General features: G+C 42.3%; 18 protein-coding genes. 1 reads left to right on the top strand and 17 read right to left on the bottom strand.

Annotated elements, in window-relative coordinates; translation table 11 throughout:
* Window positions 1-38: 38 nt before the first annotated feature.
* From ACZ5C4_RS15335 to ACZ5C4_RS15380, 10 genes are all read right to left on the bottom strand, one after another.
* Window positions 39-824, bottom strand: coding sequence for a hypothetical protein (locus ACZ5C4_RS15335; protein WP_464521773.1), 786 nt, complete (start codon window positions 822-824; stop codon window positions 39-41).
* A gap of 595 nt (window positions 825-1,419) precedes the next feature.
* A complete protein-coding gene (locus ACZ5C4_RS15340; protein ID WP_002576318.1) occupies window positions 1,420-2,631 on the bottom strand; it encodes a tyrosine-type recombinase/integrase in 1,212 nt (403 codons plus the stop codon).
* Window positions 2,632-2,776: 145 nt separating this feature from the next.
* On the bottom strand, window positions 2,777-3,991 hold the full coding sequence (locus tag ACZ5C4_RS15345) for a tyrosine-type recombinase/integrase (RefSeq protein ID WP_464521774.1): 1,215 nt from the start codon (window positions 3,989-3,991) through the stop codon (window positions 2,777-2,779).
* Between the two features lie 84 nt (window positions 3,992-4,075).
* The gene (locus ACZ5C4_RS15350) at window positions 4,076-4,306 is read right to left on the bottom strand and encodes a hypothetical protein (protein WP_002576320.1); all 231 of its coding nucleotides are present in this window, start codon (window positions 4,304-4,306) and stop codon (window positions 4,076-4,078) included.
* Between the two features lie 476 nt (window positions 4,307-4,782).
* Complete coding sequence (locus ACZ5C4_RS15355; protein ID WP_002576321.1) at window positions 4,783-5,253, bottom strand: RNA polymerase subunit sigma-73; 471 nt, start codon at window positions 5,251-5,253, stop codon at window positions 4,783-4,785.
* Between the two features lie 167 nt (window positions 5,254-5,420).
* Complete coding sequence (bcrD, locus tag ACZ5C4_RS15360) at window positions 5,421-6,248, bottom strand: bacitracin resistance undecaprenyl-diphosphatase BcrD (RefSeq protein ID WP_002576322.1); 828 nt, start codon at window positions 6,246-6,248, stop codon at window positions 5,421-5,423.
* Window positions 6,248-6,997: an ABC transporter permease gene (locus tag ACZ5C4_RS15365; protein ID WP_002576323.1), complete on the bottom strand. Its 750-nt coding sequence runs from the start codon at window positions 6,995-6,997 to the stop codon at window positions 6,248-6,250. The genes bcrD and ACZ5C4_RS15365 overlap by 1 nt, the downstream gene beginning before the upstream one ends.
* Window positions 6,990-7,907, bottom strand: a complete 918-nt coding sequence (gene bcrA, locus ACZ5C4_RS15370) for a bacitracin ABC transporter ATP-binding protein BcrA (RefSeq protein ID WP_002576324.1) — start codon at window positions 7,905-7,907, stop codon at window positions 6,990-6,992. The genes ACZ5C4_RS15365 and bcrA overlap by 8 nt, the downstream gene beginning before the upstream one ends.
* A gap of 180 nt (window positions 7,908-8,087) precedes the next feature.
* A complete protein-coding gene (bcrR, locus tag ACZ5C4_RS15375; protein WP_464521775.1) occupies window positions 8,088-8,702 on the bottom strand; it encodes a bacitracin resistance transcriptional activator BcrR in 615 nt (204 codons plus the stop codon).
* Window positions 8,692-8,889, bottom strand: coding sequence for a helix-turn-helix domain-containing protein (locus tag ACZ5C4_RS15380; protein ID WP_009246557.1), 198 nt, complete (start codon window positions 8,887-8,889; stop codon window positions 8,692-8,694). Before ACZ5C4_RS15380 ends, bcrR begins: the two co-directional genes overlap by 11 nt.
* Before the next feature lie 165 nt (window positions 8,890-9,054).
* Here ACZ5C4_RS15380 and ACZ5C4_RS15385 point away from each other — a divergent pair, with 165 nt between their 5' ends.
* Window positions 9,055-9,408 carry a helix-turn-helix domain-containing protein gene (locus ACZ5C4_RS15385; RefSeq protein WP_002576326.1) on the top strand — a complete coding sequence of 118 codons (354 nt, stop codon included), beginning with the start codon at window positions 9,055-9,057 and terminating at the stop codon, window positions 9,406-9,408.
* 80 nt (window positions 9,409-9,488) lie between these two features.
* Here ACZ5C4_RS15385 and ACZ5C4_RS15390 read toward each other — a convergent pair whose 3' ends face one another.
* From ACZ5C4_RS15390 to ACZ5C4_RS15420, 7 genes are all read right to left on the bottom strand, one after another.
* Window positions 9,489-9,785: a hypothetical protein gene (locus tag ACZ5C4_RS15390; RefSeq protein WP_002576327.1), complete on the bottom strand. Its 297-nt coding sequence runs from the start codon at window positions 9,783-9,785 to the stop codon at window positions 9,489-9,491.
* A 284-nt stretch (window positions 9,786-10,069) separates the two neighbouring features.
* Window positions 10,070-11,482: a relaxase/mobilization nuclease domain-containing protein gene (locus ACZ5C4_RS15395; RefSeq protein ID WP_062807338.1), complete on the bottom strand. Its 1,413-nt coding sequence runs from the start codon at window positions 11,480-11,482 to the stop codon at window positions 10,070-10,072.
* Between the two features lie 59 nt (window positions 11,483-11,541).
* Window positions 11,542-11,862 carry a hypothetical protein gene (locus ACZ5C4_RS15400; protein ID WP_054355235.1) on the bottom strand — a complete coding sequence of 107 codons (321 nt, stop codon included), beginning with the start codon at window positions 11,860-11,862 and terminating at the stop codon, window positions 11,542-11,544.
* Complete coding sequence (locus ACZ5C4_RS15405) at window positions 11,859-12,713, bottom strand: nucleotidyl transferase AbiEii/AbiGii toxin family protein (RefSeq protein WP_062807339.1); 855 nt, start codon at window positions 12,711-12,713, stop codon at window positions 11,859-11,861. Before ACZ5C4_RS15405 ends, ACZ5C4_RS15400 begins: the two co-directional genes overlap by 4 nt.
* Entirely contained in the window at window positions 12,710-13,255 is a 546-nt protein-coding gene (locus ACZ5C4_RS15410; protein WP_442856778.1) for a type IV toxin-antitoxin system AbiEi family antitoxin domain-containing protein, read from the bottom strand. The genes ACZ5C4_RS15405 and ACZ5C4_RS15410 overlap by 4 nt, the downstream gene beginning before the upstream one ends.
* Before the next feature lie 161 nt (window positions 13,256-13,416).
* On the bottom strand, window positions 13,417-13,716 hold the full coding sequence (locus tag ACZ5C4_RS15415; protein ID WP_062807340.1) for a CD1845 family protein: 300 nt from the start codon (window positions 13,714-13,716) through the stop codon (window positions 13,417-13,419).
* Window positions 13,713-14,015 carry a hypothetical protein gene (locus ACZ5C4_RS15420; protein ID WP_062807341.1) on the bottom strand — a complete coding sequence of 101 codons (303 nt, stop codon included), beginning with the start codon at window positions 14,013-14,015 and terminating at the stop codon, window positions 13,713-13,715. Before ACZ5C4_RS15420 ends, ACZ5C4_RS15415 begins: the two co-directional genes overlap by 4 nt.
* Between the last annotated feature and the right edge of the window lie 105 nt (window positions 14,016-14,120).

The following is a 14,120-nucleotide window of genomic DNA, read 5'->3' on the forward strand; positions in this document are numbered from 1 at the left end:
TCATTACGTAAATCTTTATAAGATAAATTCAAAATTTACTATTCAACCTCTTCAAAATTTGTATCTATATTTTCTTTGCTTGTATAACCATCAATTATATTTCCTTCATCATCAATAAAATACACATGATACTGTTTATCAGTCTGATCCACAATATTTACATATGTATTTTCATTTTGAATTTCATAAATCACAGGTGCATTTTCATTATCAGAAGCTTTTATCACTTCTCCGAATTTCGCTATCGCTAAACCTGATACTAAAGACGCCACAATATTAATAAGGATAGCTTTTATAACTTGATAAAACTTTTCTTTAAATTTATTATTTCCAATAACCACTTCACCGAGCGTATCATTTTTTATTTCTTCCTTTACAATATCTTTTAGTTCTTCTTTACTTATATTTGGTTCTCCAGCTTCTTCTTTTGCCGCTTCATATGCATAATCAATAGATTCTGACAGCTTATGACTAAATATATTTTCTGTATTTAATATTTTATCTAAATTAGTCTGTAGCGCTGTAAATGCACTCATATCAAATTTAGGCATCTGCTCTGCAAGTTGTCGCAAACCTGTTTGTAATCCTGTCAGTTTTTCTAAATCAAATTTTTTAGAAAATTCAAACCACATTTGCATAGATTTATTAATAGAACTTTCTGGATTATTTAATACAGCTTGCCACGCCTGTATCTGTTTATGATAATCACTTCTTATTATAGATTTATATAATGCCTCTAATCCCACTTTCATTCCTTCAATATTTTTATAACATTCATCATCTTTTGTATACTCCTCTAACCAATCCCCTGTTGTTACTGACATATCATTTACCTCCTGTCATTACTTCTATATTTTCATAATCATACTTTCTTTTGCAATATAAAAGACATCTTGTATTTATCTTAATCGGTATTTTCAAAAATCACAATAGGACATCTTAAGATGACTTTGTCTTTATAATCATCTAGTATAATATCGCTTTTTGTTCGTTGTTTACTACTAGTTTATTATAATTGTCCTACAAAATCAGCTTCCATAAAACCAACAATATAATTTATATAAAAACAGGGTCACAACCTATAACAGAAAAGGACACTTTCCAGTGTCTATCACCGAAAAGTGTCCTCTCTCTTTTAGATAATCTTATTACAAATGCACTGCGAACTAACTATATTTCCTCGTTCTTCACCACATCTGACAACTTCACTACCTTTGTGAAATAAAAATTTTAACGTAATGCCGTATCCAATTATCTCTTAGACAACTGAAATTAACGTTTACTGAACTGTGGAGCTCTACGTGCTGCCTTGAGACCGTATTTCAATCGTCTGAGCGATGATTTTCCTTGATATTCCGGGCTTTTTTGAGCCTCGGCCCCTCGGTTGTCCTATTCCTTAACCCAAAAAACAGGCCACTTTTACGAGGGGACAGCTTGATGAAATGCAGAATTTACTACATCGAATAGCTGTTCTGGTTTATTATACTTTACTCTTGCATAGATGTCCATAGTTGTCTTGCTGTTCTCATGTCCGGCAAGGTACTGGACCGTCTTGGGGTCAACACCTGCATACAGAAGATTGGTGATGTAGGTATGCCGCAGCAGGTGCGGTGTCACATCGAAGTCCAGGCTATACACAATGTTGGGATTGTTTTTCTGATGTCCTCCCAGACTCGGCTGAACAGTGTACTTGATGCTCTGTCCGTTCACATACTTATAATAGGTACGCTCCTTGGTAGACCGAACAACGATGTACTGCCAGACACGTTTGAACTGCGAATATGACAAGGGCTGTCCCTCACTATCGGCAATCACATATTCCGATTTGGAGGCAGCCTTGGCTTCCCGCAGACAATTCACAAGGCATTTGGGAATGGGAATATCCCTTCTTGCTGCTTTCGTCTTAAGCGTTGTAGAGATAACCGGTCTGTTATGCTCTGATCGCCATGCGCGCCGCACAGAGATATATGGAGTGGGTGCATCGAGGAACACACAATCCCATTGCAAGGCGAGAGCTTCTTCTCGGCGCAGACCGGCATATAAGCCGATCATGGTAAACAGATACGGCGGAAGTCCTTTGACGGTTTCCAGCAGCACTTCCACCTGCTGGTCTGTCAGCGAATCTTTCTTTTGGGTCGGTTTCCCTCCTTTTGCCGAAATCCCCTCACACGGATTGTATTCCAGCAACTGGCTCCGCTCTGCCGAGTAAAAAATGCACTTGAGGAGCATATTCACCGTATTGTGCAGGCTCTCGGACTTATTGGACAATGGGATCAGCGCCAGACGAATATCATCCGCTGTTACTTCCTCCATATACATATCTCCCAAAGGCTTGATAATGTAGTTCTTCATATTGGAGGCGTAGCCCTTCAGTGTAGCCGGCGACACTTTTGCGGATTGCATCAACAGCCACTTCTCACAATACTCGGCCACAGTAGGATGCTCCCGGTGGAAGATGATCTCCGCTACCTGGCGTCTCGCCTCCTGCTCTTTATCGTACAGTTCCTCGCAGGTAGTCCCATACAAGCTCACCTGCTTGCCGTCTGCGTCCAGAATCCGGGTTCTGTAATACAGGACACCCTTTCGTGTGACGGTTCCATATTGAGGTATGTTTTTTTTCTTCTTTGCCATAATTAATTTCCTTTCTCGCGTGGTGATGTATCTACACCTCCTTTTTATCAGAGATTTCAAATTGAATCAAAGATACGGCCAAGGAAAAACTAAGAGCGAGACATCCTTGTCTCGCTCTTACTTCATTTTCTGAATTGTTCGGAACTTACACAGCGTCCCATAAGTCAAAGGCACAGCCCATTGCTTTGACAAGATCATCCGGCCTGTTGTATTTGACCTTTGCGTAAATGTCCATCGTGATTTTGCTGCTTTCATGGCCCGCCAAATATTGTACCGTTTTGGGGTCCACCGAAGAATGAATCAGATTGGTGATGTAGGTGTGCCGCAGCTGATGCGGTGTCACTTCAAAATCCAGGCTATATACCACATGGCCGTTATTCCTGGCTTTTTCTCCAAGTTTCGGGTAAAGCATATATTTTACATACTTTCCGTCCACAAGTTTTCTGGCCATTCTCGGCTTTGCAGTCCGCGTCACAATATACTGCCACAGCCGCTTAAACTGTGTATAGGATAGCGGATCACCGTCCCGATTGGCAATCACATAATCCGAAGTGGATTTTTTCTTTGCATCTTTCAGACATTCAACCAGACAGACCGGGAGAGGAATGTTTCTTTGTGCCGCTTTGGTCTTTAGCTCGGTAAGAATGACCGGCCTGTTATGTTCTGTGTGCCATGCCCGCCGTACCGTTAAGTACGGAGCCTCTGCATCCAGATACACAGAATCCCATTGCAGCGCCAGGATTTCTTCCCGGCGCAGACCGGCATATAAACCGATCATCACAAATACATAGGGCGGCAAATCCCGGATCGTGTCCAAAAGCCGCTCAACCTGTTCATCCGTCAATGCCTGTCTTTCTTCCTGGGGAACGCCGCCGCCTTTTGCGGTCAAATACATCGTCGGATTATGGTCAATAATCCTGCTTTCCATTGCTGCACGAAAGATAGACTTATAAAGGATCACCACGGACTTATAAACCGATGCGGATTTCTTTGAGACCGGGACAAGGGCAAGTTGGATGTCATCCAGGGATACATCAGCCATTCTCTTGTCTCCCAGCCCTCCAATAATGTGCCGCCGCACCTTAGAGGTATAATCTGTCAAGGTGGTGGCCCGAACATGGACGGACTGCATCAGTAGCCACTTCTCACAGTACTCAGCAACCGTAGGCGATCTTCGACGAAACGTAGTACTGTCAATCTGCTCTAACGCCTCCAGTTCCTTGTCATAAAGCTTTTCGGGCGTCTTTGCATAAAGCGCCACTCTGTTTCCATCCGAATCTTCGACTCTGGTTCTATAATATTCAATGCCGTTAAGCACGACCGTACCATATTGAGGAATTGCCCTTTTTCTTTTTGCCAATTCCGTCACCTCCTAAGAATAATGTCCAGCGCTGTACCTTTGTTTTATCAGACATATTAGGTTCCAGCAAGGATACGGAACAGCTCAAGCTCGGACACTTCGCAGCTTGCGGTATGTAGCGCTTTTTTCCACTGGCTTTGCACGATGGGTGCATTTTGCGATATACTCCTGAAGGCCAGCATCTGTAAAGTACACGCAACCATTTTGCACATACTGAACATAGGAAATTAGCCCACTGTTTCGAGCTGCATCCAAAGTGGCAATGCTAATCCCCAGTAATTTGGCAGCCTCTTTCCGCGAAATCAATTTTTCCATAGGTGGTCCCCCTTTCTGTCAAAGATGTGGTTGTTGCTTTCAAAATCACATGAATGCGCTGGCAACCGAAGCTGCCAGCGCATGGTATCTGACTTTGAAAAATTTACTCGCCACATTTGCCACGCACCCCTGGCGATGGGGACATTCCGGTCTCCGCTGGCGCGGCTGTCATAACTCCACAGCGTCGTTTTACTCGTGCGCCGCAGAGTTCCCCCCAAGTCTTTAGGAGGCCGTGAGGAAGTATCTTTAACCCCTATGCAGTCATCGCGCCCTGAAATGCCACTTTCGGGTATCAGGCTGACGTGGATCGCTCGGAACAGTCCTATTCATCACCTCCTGGGGCTGTCCATCTTCGCGGCGTGCCTGATTCGCTCGTACATAGGTTATGTACCGGAAATGCCGTCTATGAAATTGTCAAGCTCCACATTGGGAGAATGTTCTTCCCTCAATGGGTAGGCACTGATACGCTTCATTTGTTAAGTGTTATTCAAAAATTTTTTTATTTTTTTAAATCTTTGTGCAACAGCACTTCTGGAACAATGCCAAAGACGTGCTACATCAATTTGACGATAACCATCCACAAAAAGTAATGTCAATAGCTCCAAATCTTTCTTCGACAGCTTCTTCAATCTCAACAGTAGTTGTTCGTTTTCCACCGAAGCCAACCATCCATATCGCGTTTGATCAATCTTATCAACATCCCATTGATAAGATAACGATGCAAACTTTCGGAACAGCTGTGATTGACCACATACTTCATCATATTGTTCACAAGGTATTGGTTGCGTATGGTTTTGAAAAACCCTTTGACTGCAAAACCATGCCCAGTCATATTCTTTCATGGCAGCAATCTGTTCTTCGCTCATCCCTGCATCACAATACTCAACTTCTAAACGCTTCCATCTACTATCAAACTTCTTTTTCTCATATCCATAATTAAATCCCATTATTAACCTCCTGTAGATTCAATTTGCAAAATTCACCATGCAAACTAAAATCAGGAGGAGATCGACAACGAGAATCTCTGGGTTGTTTTCCATCCCCAGAAACAAAAATGCCAGCTGATCTTAAGGACCAGCTGGCATTTTTATTCGCGCACAAAGAAAACGCATTATTAAGATTTTATAAGTACAACAAGTATACCAAGCACAATTCGATACCAACCAAACACCTTAAAATCATGTTTTTTGATAAAGTTCATTAGGAATTTAATTACTAAGACAGATACCGCAAATGCCACAGCCATACCGAGAACAAGAGCGAGCAGTTCTGCACTTGTAAATTCAAACCCGAATTTTAACAGCTTAAAAGCACTTGCTCCAAGCATAGTAGGTACTGCGAGGAAAAAAGTAAACTCTGCTGCTGCCACTCGTGAAACTCCTATGAGTAAAGCACCTATAATCGTTGCTCCCGACCGTGATGTGCCGGGTATAAGTGATAACACTTGAAATGCCCCTATCAAGATTGCTGTTTTATAGCTGATGTCAGAAAGTGCCATAGTAGTAGGAGTACGCTTTTTATTCCAATTTTCTATGAGAATGAATAACAAACCATAAAAGATTAACATGATTGAAATCACAATGGGGGTTTGGAGGTAAGCATCCAAATAATCATCAAATAGAATCCCCATAATAGCTGACGGTACACAAGCTACCGCAACCTTGAACCACAACGAGAAAGTATCCTTTTTAACAATTGACTGTGCTTTGTTCTTAAATTGAAAGGGAAACATCTTGTTCCAAAACATTACAACCACTGCGAGTATAGCTCCAAGTTGAATAACAACAAAAAACATTTCTTTAAATGCTTCGCTCATATTAAGTGTGATAAATTCGTCCACAAGAATCATATGTCCTGTGCTGCTGATAGGTAGCCACTCAGTAATACCCTCAACAATTCCAAGAAAAATAACTTTTAAAATTTCTATAAAATCAAGTACCATTATTTCAAATCCTCCTTTTTAAAATGATGAAAGGTCATAAGAAAACCAACTGCTGATACAAGAATAATAATAGATACAGACAGCAGTGTAGGATAGCCGGTACTCTGAAGTTTACCCTGCACCAAGAAATAGGTGGCTGTCCACGGATACAACGCTCCCCATTCTTGATTTGAAAGTGCGGCACTTCCCATGACAATCACGGCAGAGCCAATCATCGGGGCGACAAATCCTTTTGTTTTCATAGCAACAAACACAAAAGGAGAAACTGTTAAAAACATCAGGATACTGCCAAACAAAAACTTGGGGAGCCATACTATTGCCACTAGTAAGCTATATCCCTCCAATGTAAAGACAGCGTCATATAGCCCACAAACGATAAATATACCTGCCCATGTTACAAGGGTTAGCATAACAATCCAAAGAAGCAGGGTGCAAAATTTTCCAATTAATAGTTTTGTCCTTGAAATGGGTATGGGCAATATGGTTTTGAGGGTGCTTTCTGTGTACTCTCTGCTAAACAAGTAAGCTGCAATTGCCACATATATCATAATGTTTACCAGCAGCATGATATACAGTACACTGTCGCTGTATATGTCAGACAAGGTAAAGATAATCTCCGGCTTATCAAAATGTGTTTGCAAGGCTTCTATTAACATCAAAAGTGGGGTAGATAATACCCCTGCCACACTAATTAGCACCATTTTTGAACGCTTTAGTTTTAATAATTCACAAGAAATAAGATTAAGCAATACCGCCACCTCCAATCAGTTTAGAAAAGTAGTCCTCTAAGTTTTCCTCACTATCATTTATCCTTGTCACGAGCAGTCCATTTCGTGCAAATTCTCGATTGATTTCTCCAACACTTTGGCTAAAGTCATAAATTCTCACCGTACCGTCCTGCACTGTAAAATCCGTCATGTGGTAGTGGTTTTCTAAAATCTTTCCGGCTATCTCACTGTCAGATAAATCAAATTGAATGTATTTTCGATTCCTTTTGTGAAGCTCGGATATATTCACTTCCTCTACTAAATGCCCCTCGTGCATAACGCCGATAATATCTGCTATCTGTTCAATCTCGCTTAAAACATGGCTTGAGATAAAAATGGTAATGCCATGATTGTGACTAAGTTCAGATAAAAATGAGCGTATTTCAACTATTCCAATGGGGTCAAGTCCGTTAATCGGTTCGTCAAGTATTAAAAGCTCCGGCTCGTGCATAATGGCGGCGGCAATACCAAGCCGTTGCTTCATTCCGAGGGAATAATCGGAAAAGACTTTTCTTTTCTCCTTATGCAGCCCCACAACTTCAAGAGCTTTTTCTACTCCACTTTTAGATACTCCCCCTCGCAGTTTAGCGAGAATTTGCAAATTCTCATACCCTGTTAAATTACTGTAAAATCCCGGTGTTTCGATAATAGAGCCTACTTTGCTATAAAGGGTATGGATATTTTCCTTATAGTTTGTGCCAAACAAGCGTACCGTTCCCTCCGTTGGGAAAGCAAGCTGCAACATCATTTTCATTGCTGTGGTTTTGCCTGCTCCGTTTCTGCCGAGCAAACCATAAATTTTGCCCTTTGGCACATGAAGATTTACCTTATCGACAACGGTGGCTGTTCCGTATCGCTTCGTAAGATTTTCTGTTTCAATGATATAATCCATATTTGATTCTCCTTTCCGTGGGTTGCTGTTCTTGTTTTCGCTGACCACAATCTTATTATCCACGAGTATTGCATAGAAGCCAAGAAATCTACCGTCACAATGCCGACACAATAGATGTCAGCACGAAAAAAGCTCCGACACTTATCGTGTCAGAGCCTATTTTAAAGGGTTTATGGCATTTTACTTTGTTTGGGTTTGCTTTATCCAGACAAATATTTTAGCAACAAATAGCAGAAACATAAGGGCGGTTACATAGGGTTGTCTTGCCGCAGCGAAGAAGCAGATAAAAAGCGTACTCAGCACGAGAGAGCATTTTGTGATTATGTTGCTCCATGATTCCTTTTCAAAACAAACACACATCAGTTTCGCTATCCCAAGTGCAATCAAAACAATAAAAACAATCCAATAGATTGCAAGATATATTGGGGTAGTGTCTGTAAATGAAAGTAGATTGACAGAATAAATACATCCGTCAACAAGGTTACCATACAACGGCAAAAGTATAAAAGTAACCGCCATCATATCTAATATTCCATAAATGAAACTGTAAATTTTTTTCAAGTTGGAACGATTTTCAGTTTCGGCAAGTGTAATCAGTTCTTCGCCCGATAGCAGTTCATCTATGGTCACAGAAAAGAATTTAGAAATACACTTGAGCGACTCAATGTTAGGGTAACCCTTGCCGCTTTCCCATTTTGAAATGGCTGTTCTTGATACATATAATTGCTCCGCAAGTTGTTCCTGCGTTAAGTTCTTTCCAGTCCTAAGCTGTTGTAGCTTTTCATTAAATTCCATGATTCTCCTCCTGTTTGTTCCTTGTTTTCATACGTCCATCAACGGGTTTTTCTGCATCTTTTGGTATCATCCATGCACGACCAAATTTTTCAGTTCCGTCAATGCGATTTTCCTCACATAATTTTTGTATCCGTCTTTCCGATATGCCCCATTTTTCAGAAGCGGCTTTCACAGAAATGTAATTCATAATATCAACTTCCTTTCGCAAAGAGTATATAATTATTATATACGGAATGACGAATAATAGCAAGTTTCTCTCCACTAATACGAAATTATACACTACTAAACATAAAATCATACTTCGTTCAAATATCATCACCCGAAATGTACAATGATATAGGATGATATTAAAATGTACCAAGATGAAAGAAAACTTGATTTTAAGCCGTTAGGTATAGCGATAAAAAAAGCTCGGGAAGCAAAAGGGTGGACACAGGAATATCTTGCCCAACTGGTAGACCTTACGCCACGCTCTATTATGTATATAGAGAACAGGGGGCAGCACCCAAGGCTTAACAAATTTTATCTCATTACTACCTTGCTTGACATCTCTGTAGACCAGTTCTTTTTTCCATGCAATGAAGATGGCGACAACAATCGCCGCAAACAAGTTGATGTACTGTTGAATGATATGGAAGAAAAGGAGCTTATCGTGATGGAAGCTACGGCTCAAGGCTTGAAAAAGGCAAGAGAAACTGCGGAATAATTAACGCTGTTTTCGTAAGCCAAGCCAACTGAAAAAAGTGCGACACCTACACAGGCTATCGCACTTTTTAGGTTATTTTTTTATTCTCCACACAAATCATAAAGCTGTTCACATCGGTTTTGAATATCTAAGATTTCTGTTTCGGTTAAACTCCTGCGGTTATGAGTAAGTTGTTGCTCTAAAAAATCACGATAGCCATCAAGTAAGGCATCCCGTAAAAGCTCGGGGGCTTTGCAATGTTCCACACCAAACCATTGCTCATCTTTTTCATCCCAAATCATAACGGTGTATCCTCGCTTAGTGTTCACCACCTCCAAAACACTATCTTTATTTAGGTAATCGTTGAATACTTCTAAAACCTTTTCAAAGGTCATCATTTTATCAGCCCTTTCATATTTTAGGTGCTTATATGTAAGTAGTTTATATACTTATTACGACTATGATAATAAAAGTAAATCATCGTGTAAAGGATACGGATATTGTTTGCGAACAAAAGTGGCAAGCAATGCCGGTGTTAATACACACCGACCCGCAGAGTGCAAAATCCCTCCATGATTTTTCTCTCCGCTTGCTTGTTGAGGGCAGCGCCCCCAAGCCCCTTTGAACACAGAATTTCATTCTGTGGCTGCGCGTTCTGCGAACGCTTTTGACCAGGACCAGCTTACCGCTGGCCGTGGTCTTTTTCTTTTTCAACATCCTGTTCTACCTCCATTTTCAGCACTCGATCCACATTGGCCTTTGCCGTCAAAAGCTCCCGCATTTCCTCACGGGAACGCCGGTACTCGGCATAGGTCTTTTTCTTTTCTTCCAGCAATTTTGCGTACTCCGTCTGCAACTCTTTAACCTTAGGCAGCTTCTTGACTCCCATTTCATCAAAGGCATTCTTGGCAGCCTGGTGGAGCAGAATTTCTTCCTCATGTTCTTCCCGGAATTTCTTAGAGTAGCCGGCCTTGCGGTATGCCACATAGACCTCACGGGTCTTGGCATAATTTACGATGTGAGTACGCAAAACAGCAATCTCTGCCATGCGCTTTTCAGCCGCTTTGATCTGCGCCGAAAGCTCATTGTGATGTGCCGTGGCAGCCGCAGCCTTTTCTTCTAAAATCGCATACTCCAGCAGGTTATGCTCTGACAAGTAATTCATGGTCTGTGCCATTTGTTTCAGATTGAAAACCTTGGCCCAACGAGCATAGCCAGCACCTTTTCCTGCCTGCAATTTTGCCTGAATGTCCACCAGCAGATTGACCTTCGGCGGCTCTGCCTGTGTGACTGTTTTCTTTCGTGGGGTATGCGCTTTCTTCCCGGAGAGAACTGCCCGCAATTCTTCCACTCCATACCCTTCGCCCAGACTGTCCACGCGGGCTGCTTTCTCCCAGCCGGGGAGCTTCAGGCGATACGATTTCCCGCGCTTTGATACTTCACAGCCGGACTCTTGCAGCAACTTCAGCAGTTCCTCAAAATTAGCAGGGCTTTGTGATAATGCGTTGTCAATCGCCACACGAAGCAGCTCTCGGTGAGAGGGCTTTGCCTGATCGCCCAGCCATTTGTTATAGCTCTTTCCGTGAGGGTTCGGATTCTCTACAATGGACAGTCCATTCTCAATACAGATGGTGTCACTTAGCCGCCGAACCGCCTTGGTGCTGCCCCAAAAGTTTCGGAATTTCCGGTCATATTCCAAGCTGACTGATGACCAGATAATGTGATTATGAATGTGCGACTTGTCTATGTGGGTGCAGACCACAAAGGCATGATTGCCTTTGGTAAAACGCTTGGCAAATTCTACACCCAGCCTGTTTGCTTCTTCCGGGGTGATTTCGCCGGGGCGGAAAGACTGGCGCACATGATAGGCAATCACATCATCCGCACCGCGCACTCGCCCGGTAGCGGCAATGTACTGCCGCTTTGCCAGAAGAAACTCTGCATCCGCAGTCCGGCTGTCACAAGCATAGCCGGTAATGAGCCTGCCGTTATCTGTTTTCTTTGGATTGGCCACATAGTCGATGATGTCACTGATCGCCCGACTTTCTATGCGGCCCTTGCCGACATGAAGCGGCATGATGCGGGTTGTTGCCATAGGTCAGACCTCCTTTCCGAAAAGAAAACGGCCTGCCGTAGCAGACCGCTTTCACTATTCTATAAAACTTTTTCATCGAAATAATTGAACTCATCATCTTCTAAATGTCTTGGTGGAAATCTCATTTCATATTGCTCTTGCGCCAATGCACGGACATCAGGCCGCCTATCCTTTAGTCGATTTTTCAGCCAGGACAACTGCTCTTTCGATAGCCTCCATGGAAGATTCAAAAGACGATTCAGTGTCATCAGTTCAGCCTGCTTTTCTGCTGGTAGCGAAGCACAGGATTTACAAATGTGGGCTGCATGACCTTTGCCTGAAAATTTTTCGTTGGCTTTGTATTCGCCACAAATTTTACAATAATGTCCATGCTTTTTCATAAGCTGATACCTTTCTCGCAAAGTGCATATAACCTGCGAATTGCTTTCATAATCACATCCCATTCCAAATCAGAAGCATAAGAAAACTTTTTACGGTATGCCTCCCAAAGTTTTTGCATAACCGAATCATTTTCTACTTCGTTAAAAACTTCTTCAGCCTGGTTAAGATACTTCTCAGATCCCCGTTTATGGGCAGTTGCCAGAAGTGCATCATGTAAAATATTTGGGTTCAGTGTGGTTCCATGTAGCTGTTCTAAAATGTAAATATCGTAGAAATCTCTCATGCGGGTATTAGTTGTGGTTCTGGTAATAATGGTTTCCAATTTTTCTGCCAGCACAGTTTCTAAATTATAAGCCCAAATATCAATGAAGCGATCTTCCAACATAAGTTTGAATGAATACCGGACCTCTCTTGGTGTAATCGCATCTCCCGTAGAAATATCAATTTTCAAAGGGGTCACTACGCCATCGAATGTTGTACTCATGCTGACACGAATCCCTGGATACTCTGCTTCATCCATAATCTCCGAAATACTTTTCAGCTGAAATTTAACACCATCATCAATCGGAACAGTTACGATTGATGAAATTAGATTCTCAATATCCTCCACATTGACATTGGCTCCTTTTATGGTTGCATCCAAATCCATCGTAGAACGGGCATCCAATCCAACCATAGCCGCTACCAACATACCACCCTTCAAGATAAACTTATCACGATACTCAGAAAGAGAAATACGCTCCAAAAAACGCTCCATCATGTAGTTCCTCATTAAAATCTGAGCATCTGCGGATTTTTCTCTGGAAAGGTTTCGTATTAAATCTTTAAGCTGCCTTGCTGTTTTTATCATAAAAGTACCTCCAAATACTGTCGTAAAATTTTTTCCACCTTGAACATCCCAGCATATTGCATTAAAGCTCGCAGGTTCTTATCTTTTCTACGAGCATACGCTTTCAATGCCCCCTGAAAGGTTTGAATTTCAATTCTACTGCGGCTTCTGAGCAAATCACAGATCGTTCGCTCCATATCATAAACCGGTACGGTATGCCCAAAAGGTGTCTGACCGCTGGACAACCCAACATCAAATAACTCTGGCTTCATGGTGTAAACAGATAGCCCTTCTGCTTTTAAGCGAGTCGGACTATAACCACGCCGTACTGTAACAGAATATTTGGAGGGTTCTCTGTCAGTCAAATCATGAAAAAACAAGGCCGATTCATGGGAAAACACTGCCTGATTACACCGCAGATGCAAAAGGAACATAGCATCTACCCAGGCATCTTCGGAGACATAAATACCATGGGCAACCTGTTGAAGATTTTTCTCTTTAACATATTCATAAAAAATGGGCTTTACAATTCCGCTGGCAATTACCTGCGCAGTTTGTAGCATCCCATCATGCTCGGTCAGAAGTCTGTCTAATTGCTCAAACCGTTCTGATCTGGTCACGATCATCACTTCCTTTCGTGCTACTATTATACACGAATATAGCACGAAAGTAAATAAGGTAATTATAGATCCACCGTGTATCATTTTTTATAGTTTTGCGTATTTTATCCATAAACCAACTCCTGAATTGCAAATTTCAAACTCTGCACCTTGCCCAGCAGCCAGATCGCAGCCAGCGGCAGCCCCATCGGGCTAATCAAAAATGCCATAACCAGCAAAATCACACCGTTCTGCGGGGAATAGGTAATCAGCACAGCCACGCCAAGCAGAGCAATCACCATGCTGAACAGACCAAGCACCAGACCGGATATGTAGATCAGCCCCGTGCAGAGCCAGACAAAAAGTGTCAGCACCAAAATAACCGGCGCAGTTACGATCATCAACAGGCATTTCAAAATCTTCATTCCAGTTCCTCCTTCCAACGCTCCAGATGCCGTTTACACAGGGCATCTGCTTCTCTCTCATCATCTTCCGTCACTTCCCGTTTACCTTTGGTCAGTTCAATCTCCAGATAAGTCCGGTAATCATCAGCTAAGAGGTCGAACAGTTCCTTGGGAGTATGGCACACCTCGCCGGTGCAATAGCGAAAGTCTTGGTCAAATTCAACCCTTACACATCCATGACGGCTGATATAAACTTCGGTGGTCTCGTCTGCGGCCAGATAGTCCGCAAAAATCTCCAACACTTTTTCAAAGGTCAGCATCTGTTTTCACTCCTTTGCTACGCTTCTTGCTCTACTCATATTATCCGGTACGGACAGGCAAAAGACAAGGATACCGGCAAAAAGAAAAAGCGGAGGGAGATGCGG

The organism is Mediterraneibacter flintii, assembly GCF_055387595.1.

What these genes read in the sequence shown, in the direction of transcription:
- bcrR (WP_464521775.1), bottom strand. Translation starts at nt 8,702, where the DNA reads ATGGAATTTAATGAAAAGCTACAACAGCTTAGGACTGGAAAGAACTTA.
- ACZ5C4_RS15355 (WP_002576321.1), bottom strand. Translation starts at nt 5,253, where the DNA reads ATGGGATTTAATTATGGATATGAGAAAAAGAAGTTTGATAGTAGATGG.
- ACZ5C4_RS15380 (WP_009246557.1), bottom strand. Translation starts at nt 8,889, where the DNA reads ATGAATTACATTTCTGTGAAAGCCGCTTCTGAAAAATGGGGCATATCG.
- ACZ5C4_RS15415 (WP_062807340.1), bottom strand. Translation starts at nt 13,716, where the DNA reads ATGAAGATTTTGAAATGCCTGTTGATGATCGTAACTGCGCCGGTTATT.
- ACZ5C4_RS15340 (WP_002576318.1), bottom strand. Translation starts at nt 2,631, where the DNA reads ATGGCAAAGAAGAAAAAAAACATACCTCAATATGGAACCGTCACACGA.
- ACZ5C4_RS15405 (WP_062807339.1), bottom strand. Translation starts at nt 12,713, where the DNA reads ATGATAAAAACAGCAAGGCAGCTTAAAGATTTAATACGAAACCTTTCC.
- ACZ5C4_RS15335 (WP_464521773.1), bottom strand. Translation starts at nt 824, where the DNA reads ATGTCAGTAACAACAGGGGATTGGTTAGAGGAGTATACAAAAGATGAT.
- ACZ5C4_RS15395 (WP_062807338.1), bottom strand. Translation starts at nt 11,482, where the DNA reads ATGGCAACAACCCGCATCATGCCGCTTCATGTCGGCAAGGGCCGCATA.
- ACZ5C4_RS15410 (WP_442856778.1), bottom strand. Translation starts at nt 13,255, where the DNA reads ATGCTACAAACTGCGCAGGTAATTGCCAGCGGAATTGTAAAGCCCATT.
- ACZ5C4_RS15420 (WP_062807341.1), bottom strand. Translation starts at nt 14,015, where the DNA reads ATGCTGACCTTTGAAAAAGTGTTGGAGATTTTTGCGGACTATCTGGCC.
- ACZ5C4_RS15350 (WP_002576320.1), bottom strand. Translation starts at nt 4,306, where the DNA reads ATGGAAAAATTGATTTCGCGGAAAGAGGCTGCCAAATTACTGGGGATT.
- bcrA (WP_002576324.1), bottom strand. Translation starts at nt 7,907, where the DNA reads ATGGATTATATCATTGAAACAGAAAATCTTACGAAGCGATACGGAACA.
- bcrD (WP_002576322.1), bottom strand. Translation starts at nt 6,248, where the DNA reads ATGGTACTTGATTTTATAGAAATTTTAAAAGTTATTTTTCTTGGAATT.
- ACZ5C4_RS15385 (WP_002576326.1), top strand. Translation starts at nt 9,055, where the DNA reads ATGTACCAAGATGAAAGAAAACTTGATTTTAAGCCGTTAGGTATAGCG.
- ACZ5C4_RS15400 (WP_054355235.1), bottom strand. Translation starts at nt 11,862, where the DNA reads ATGAAAAAGCATGGACATTATTGTAAAATTTGTGGCGAATACAAAGCC.
- ACZ5C4_RS15390 (WP_002576327.1), bottom strand. Translation starts at nt 9,785, where the DNA reads ATGATGACCTTTGAAAAGGTTTTAGAAGTATTCAACGATTACCTAAAT.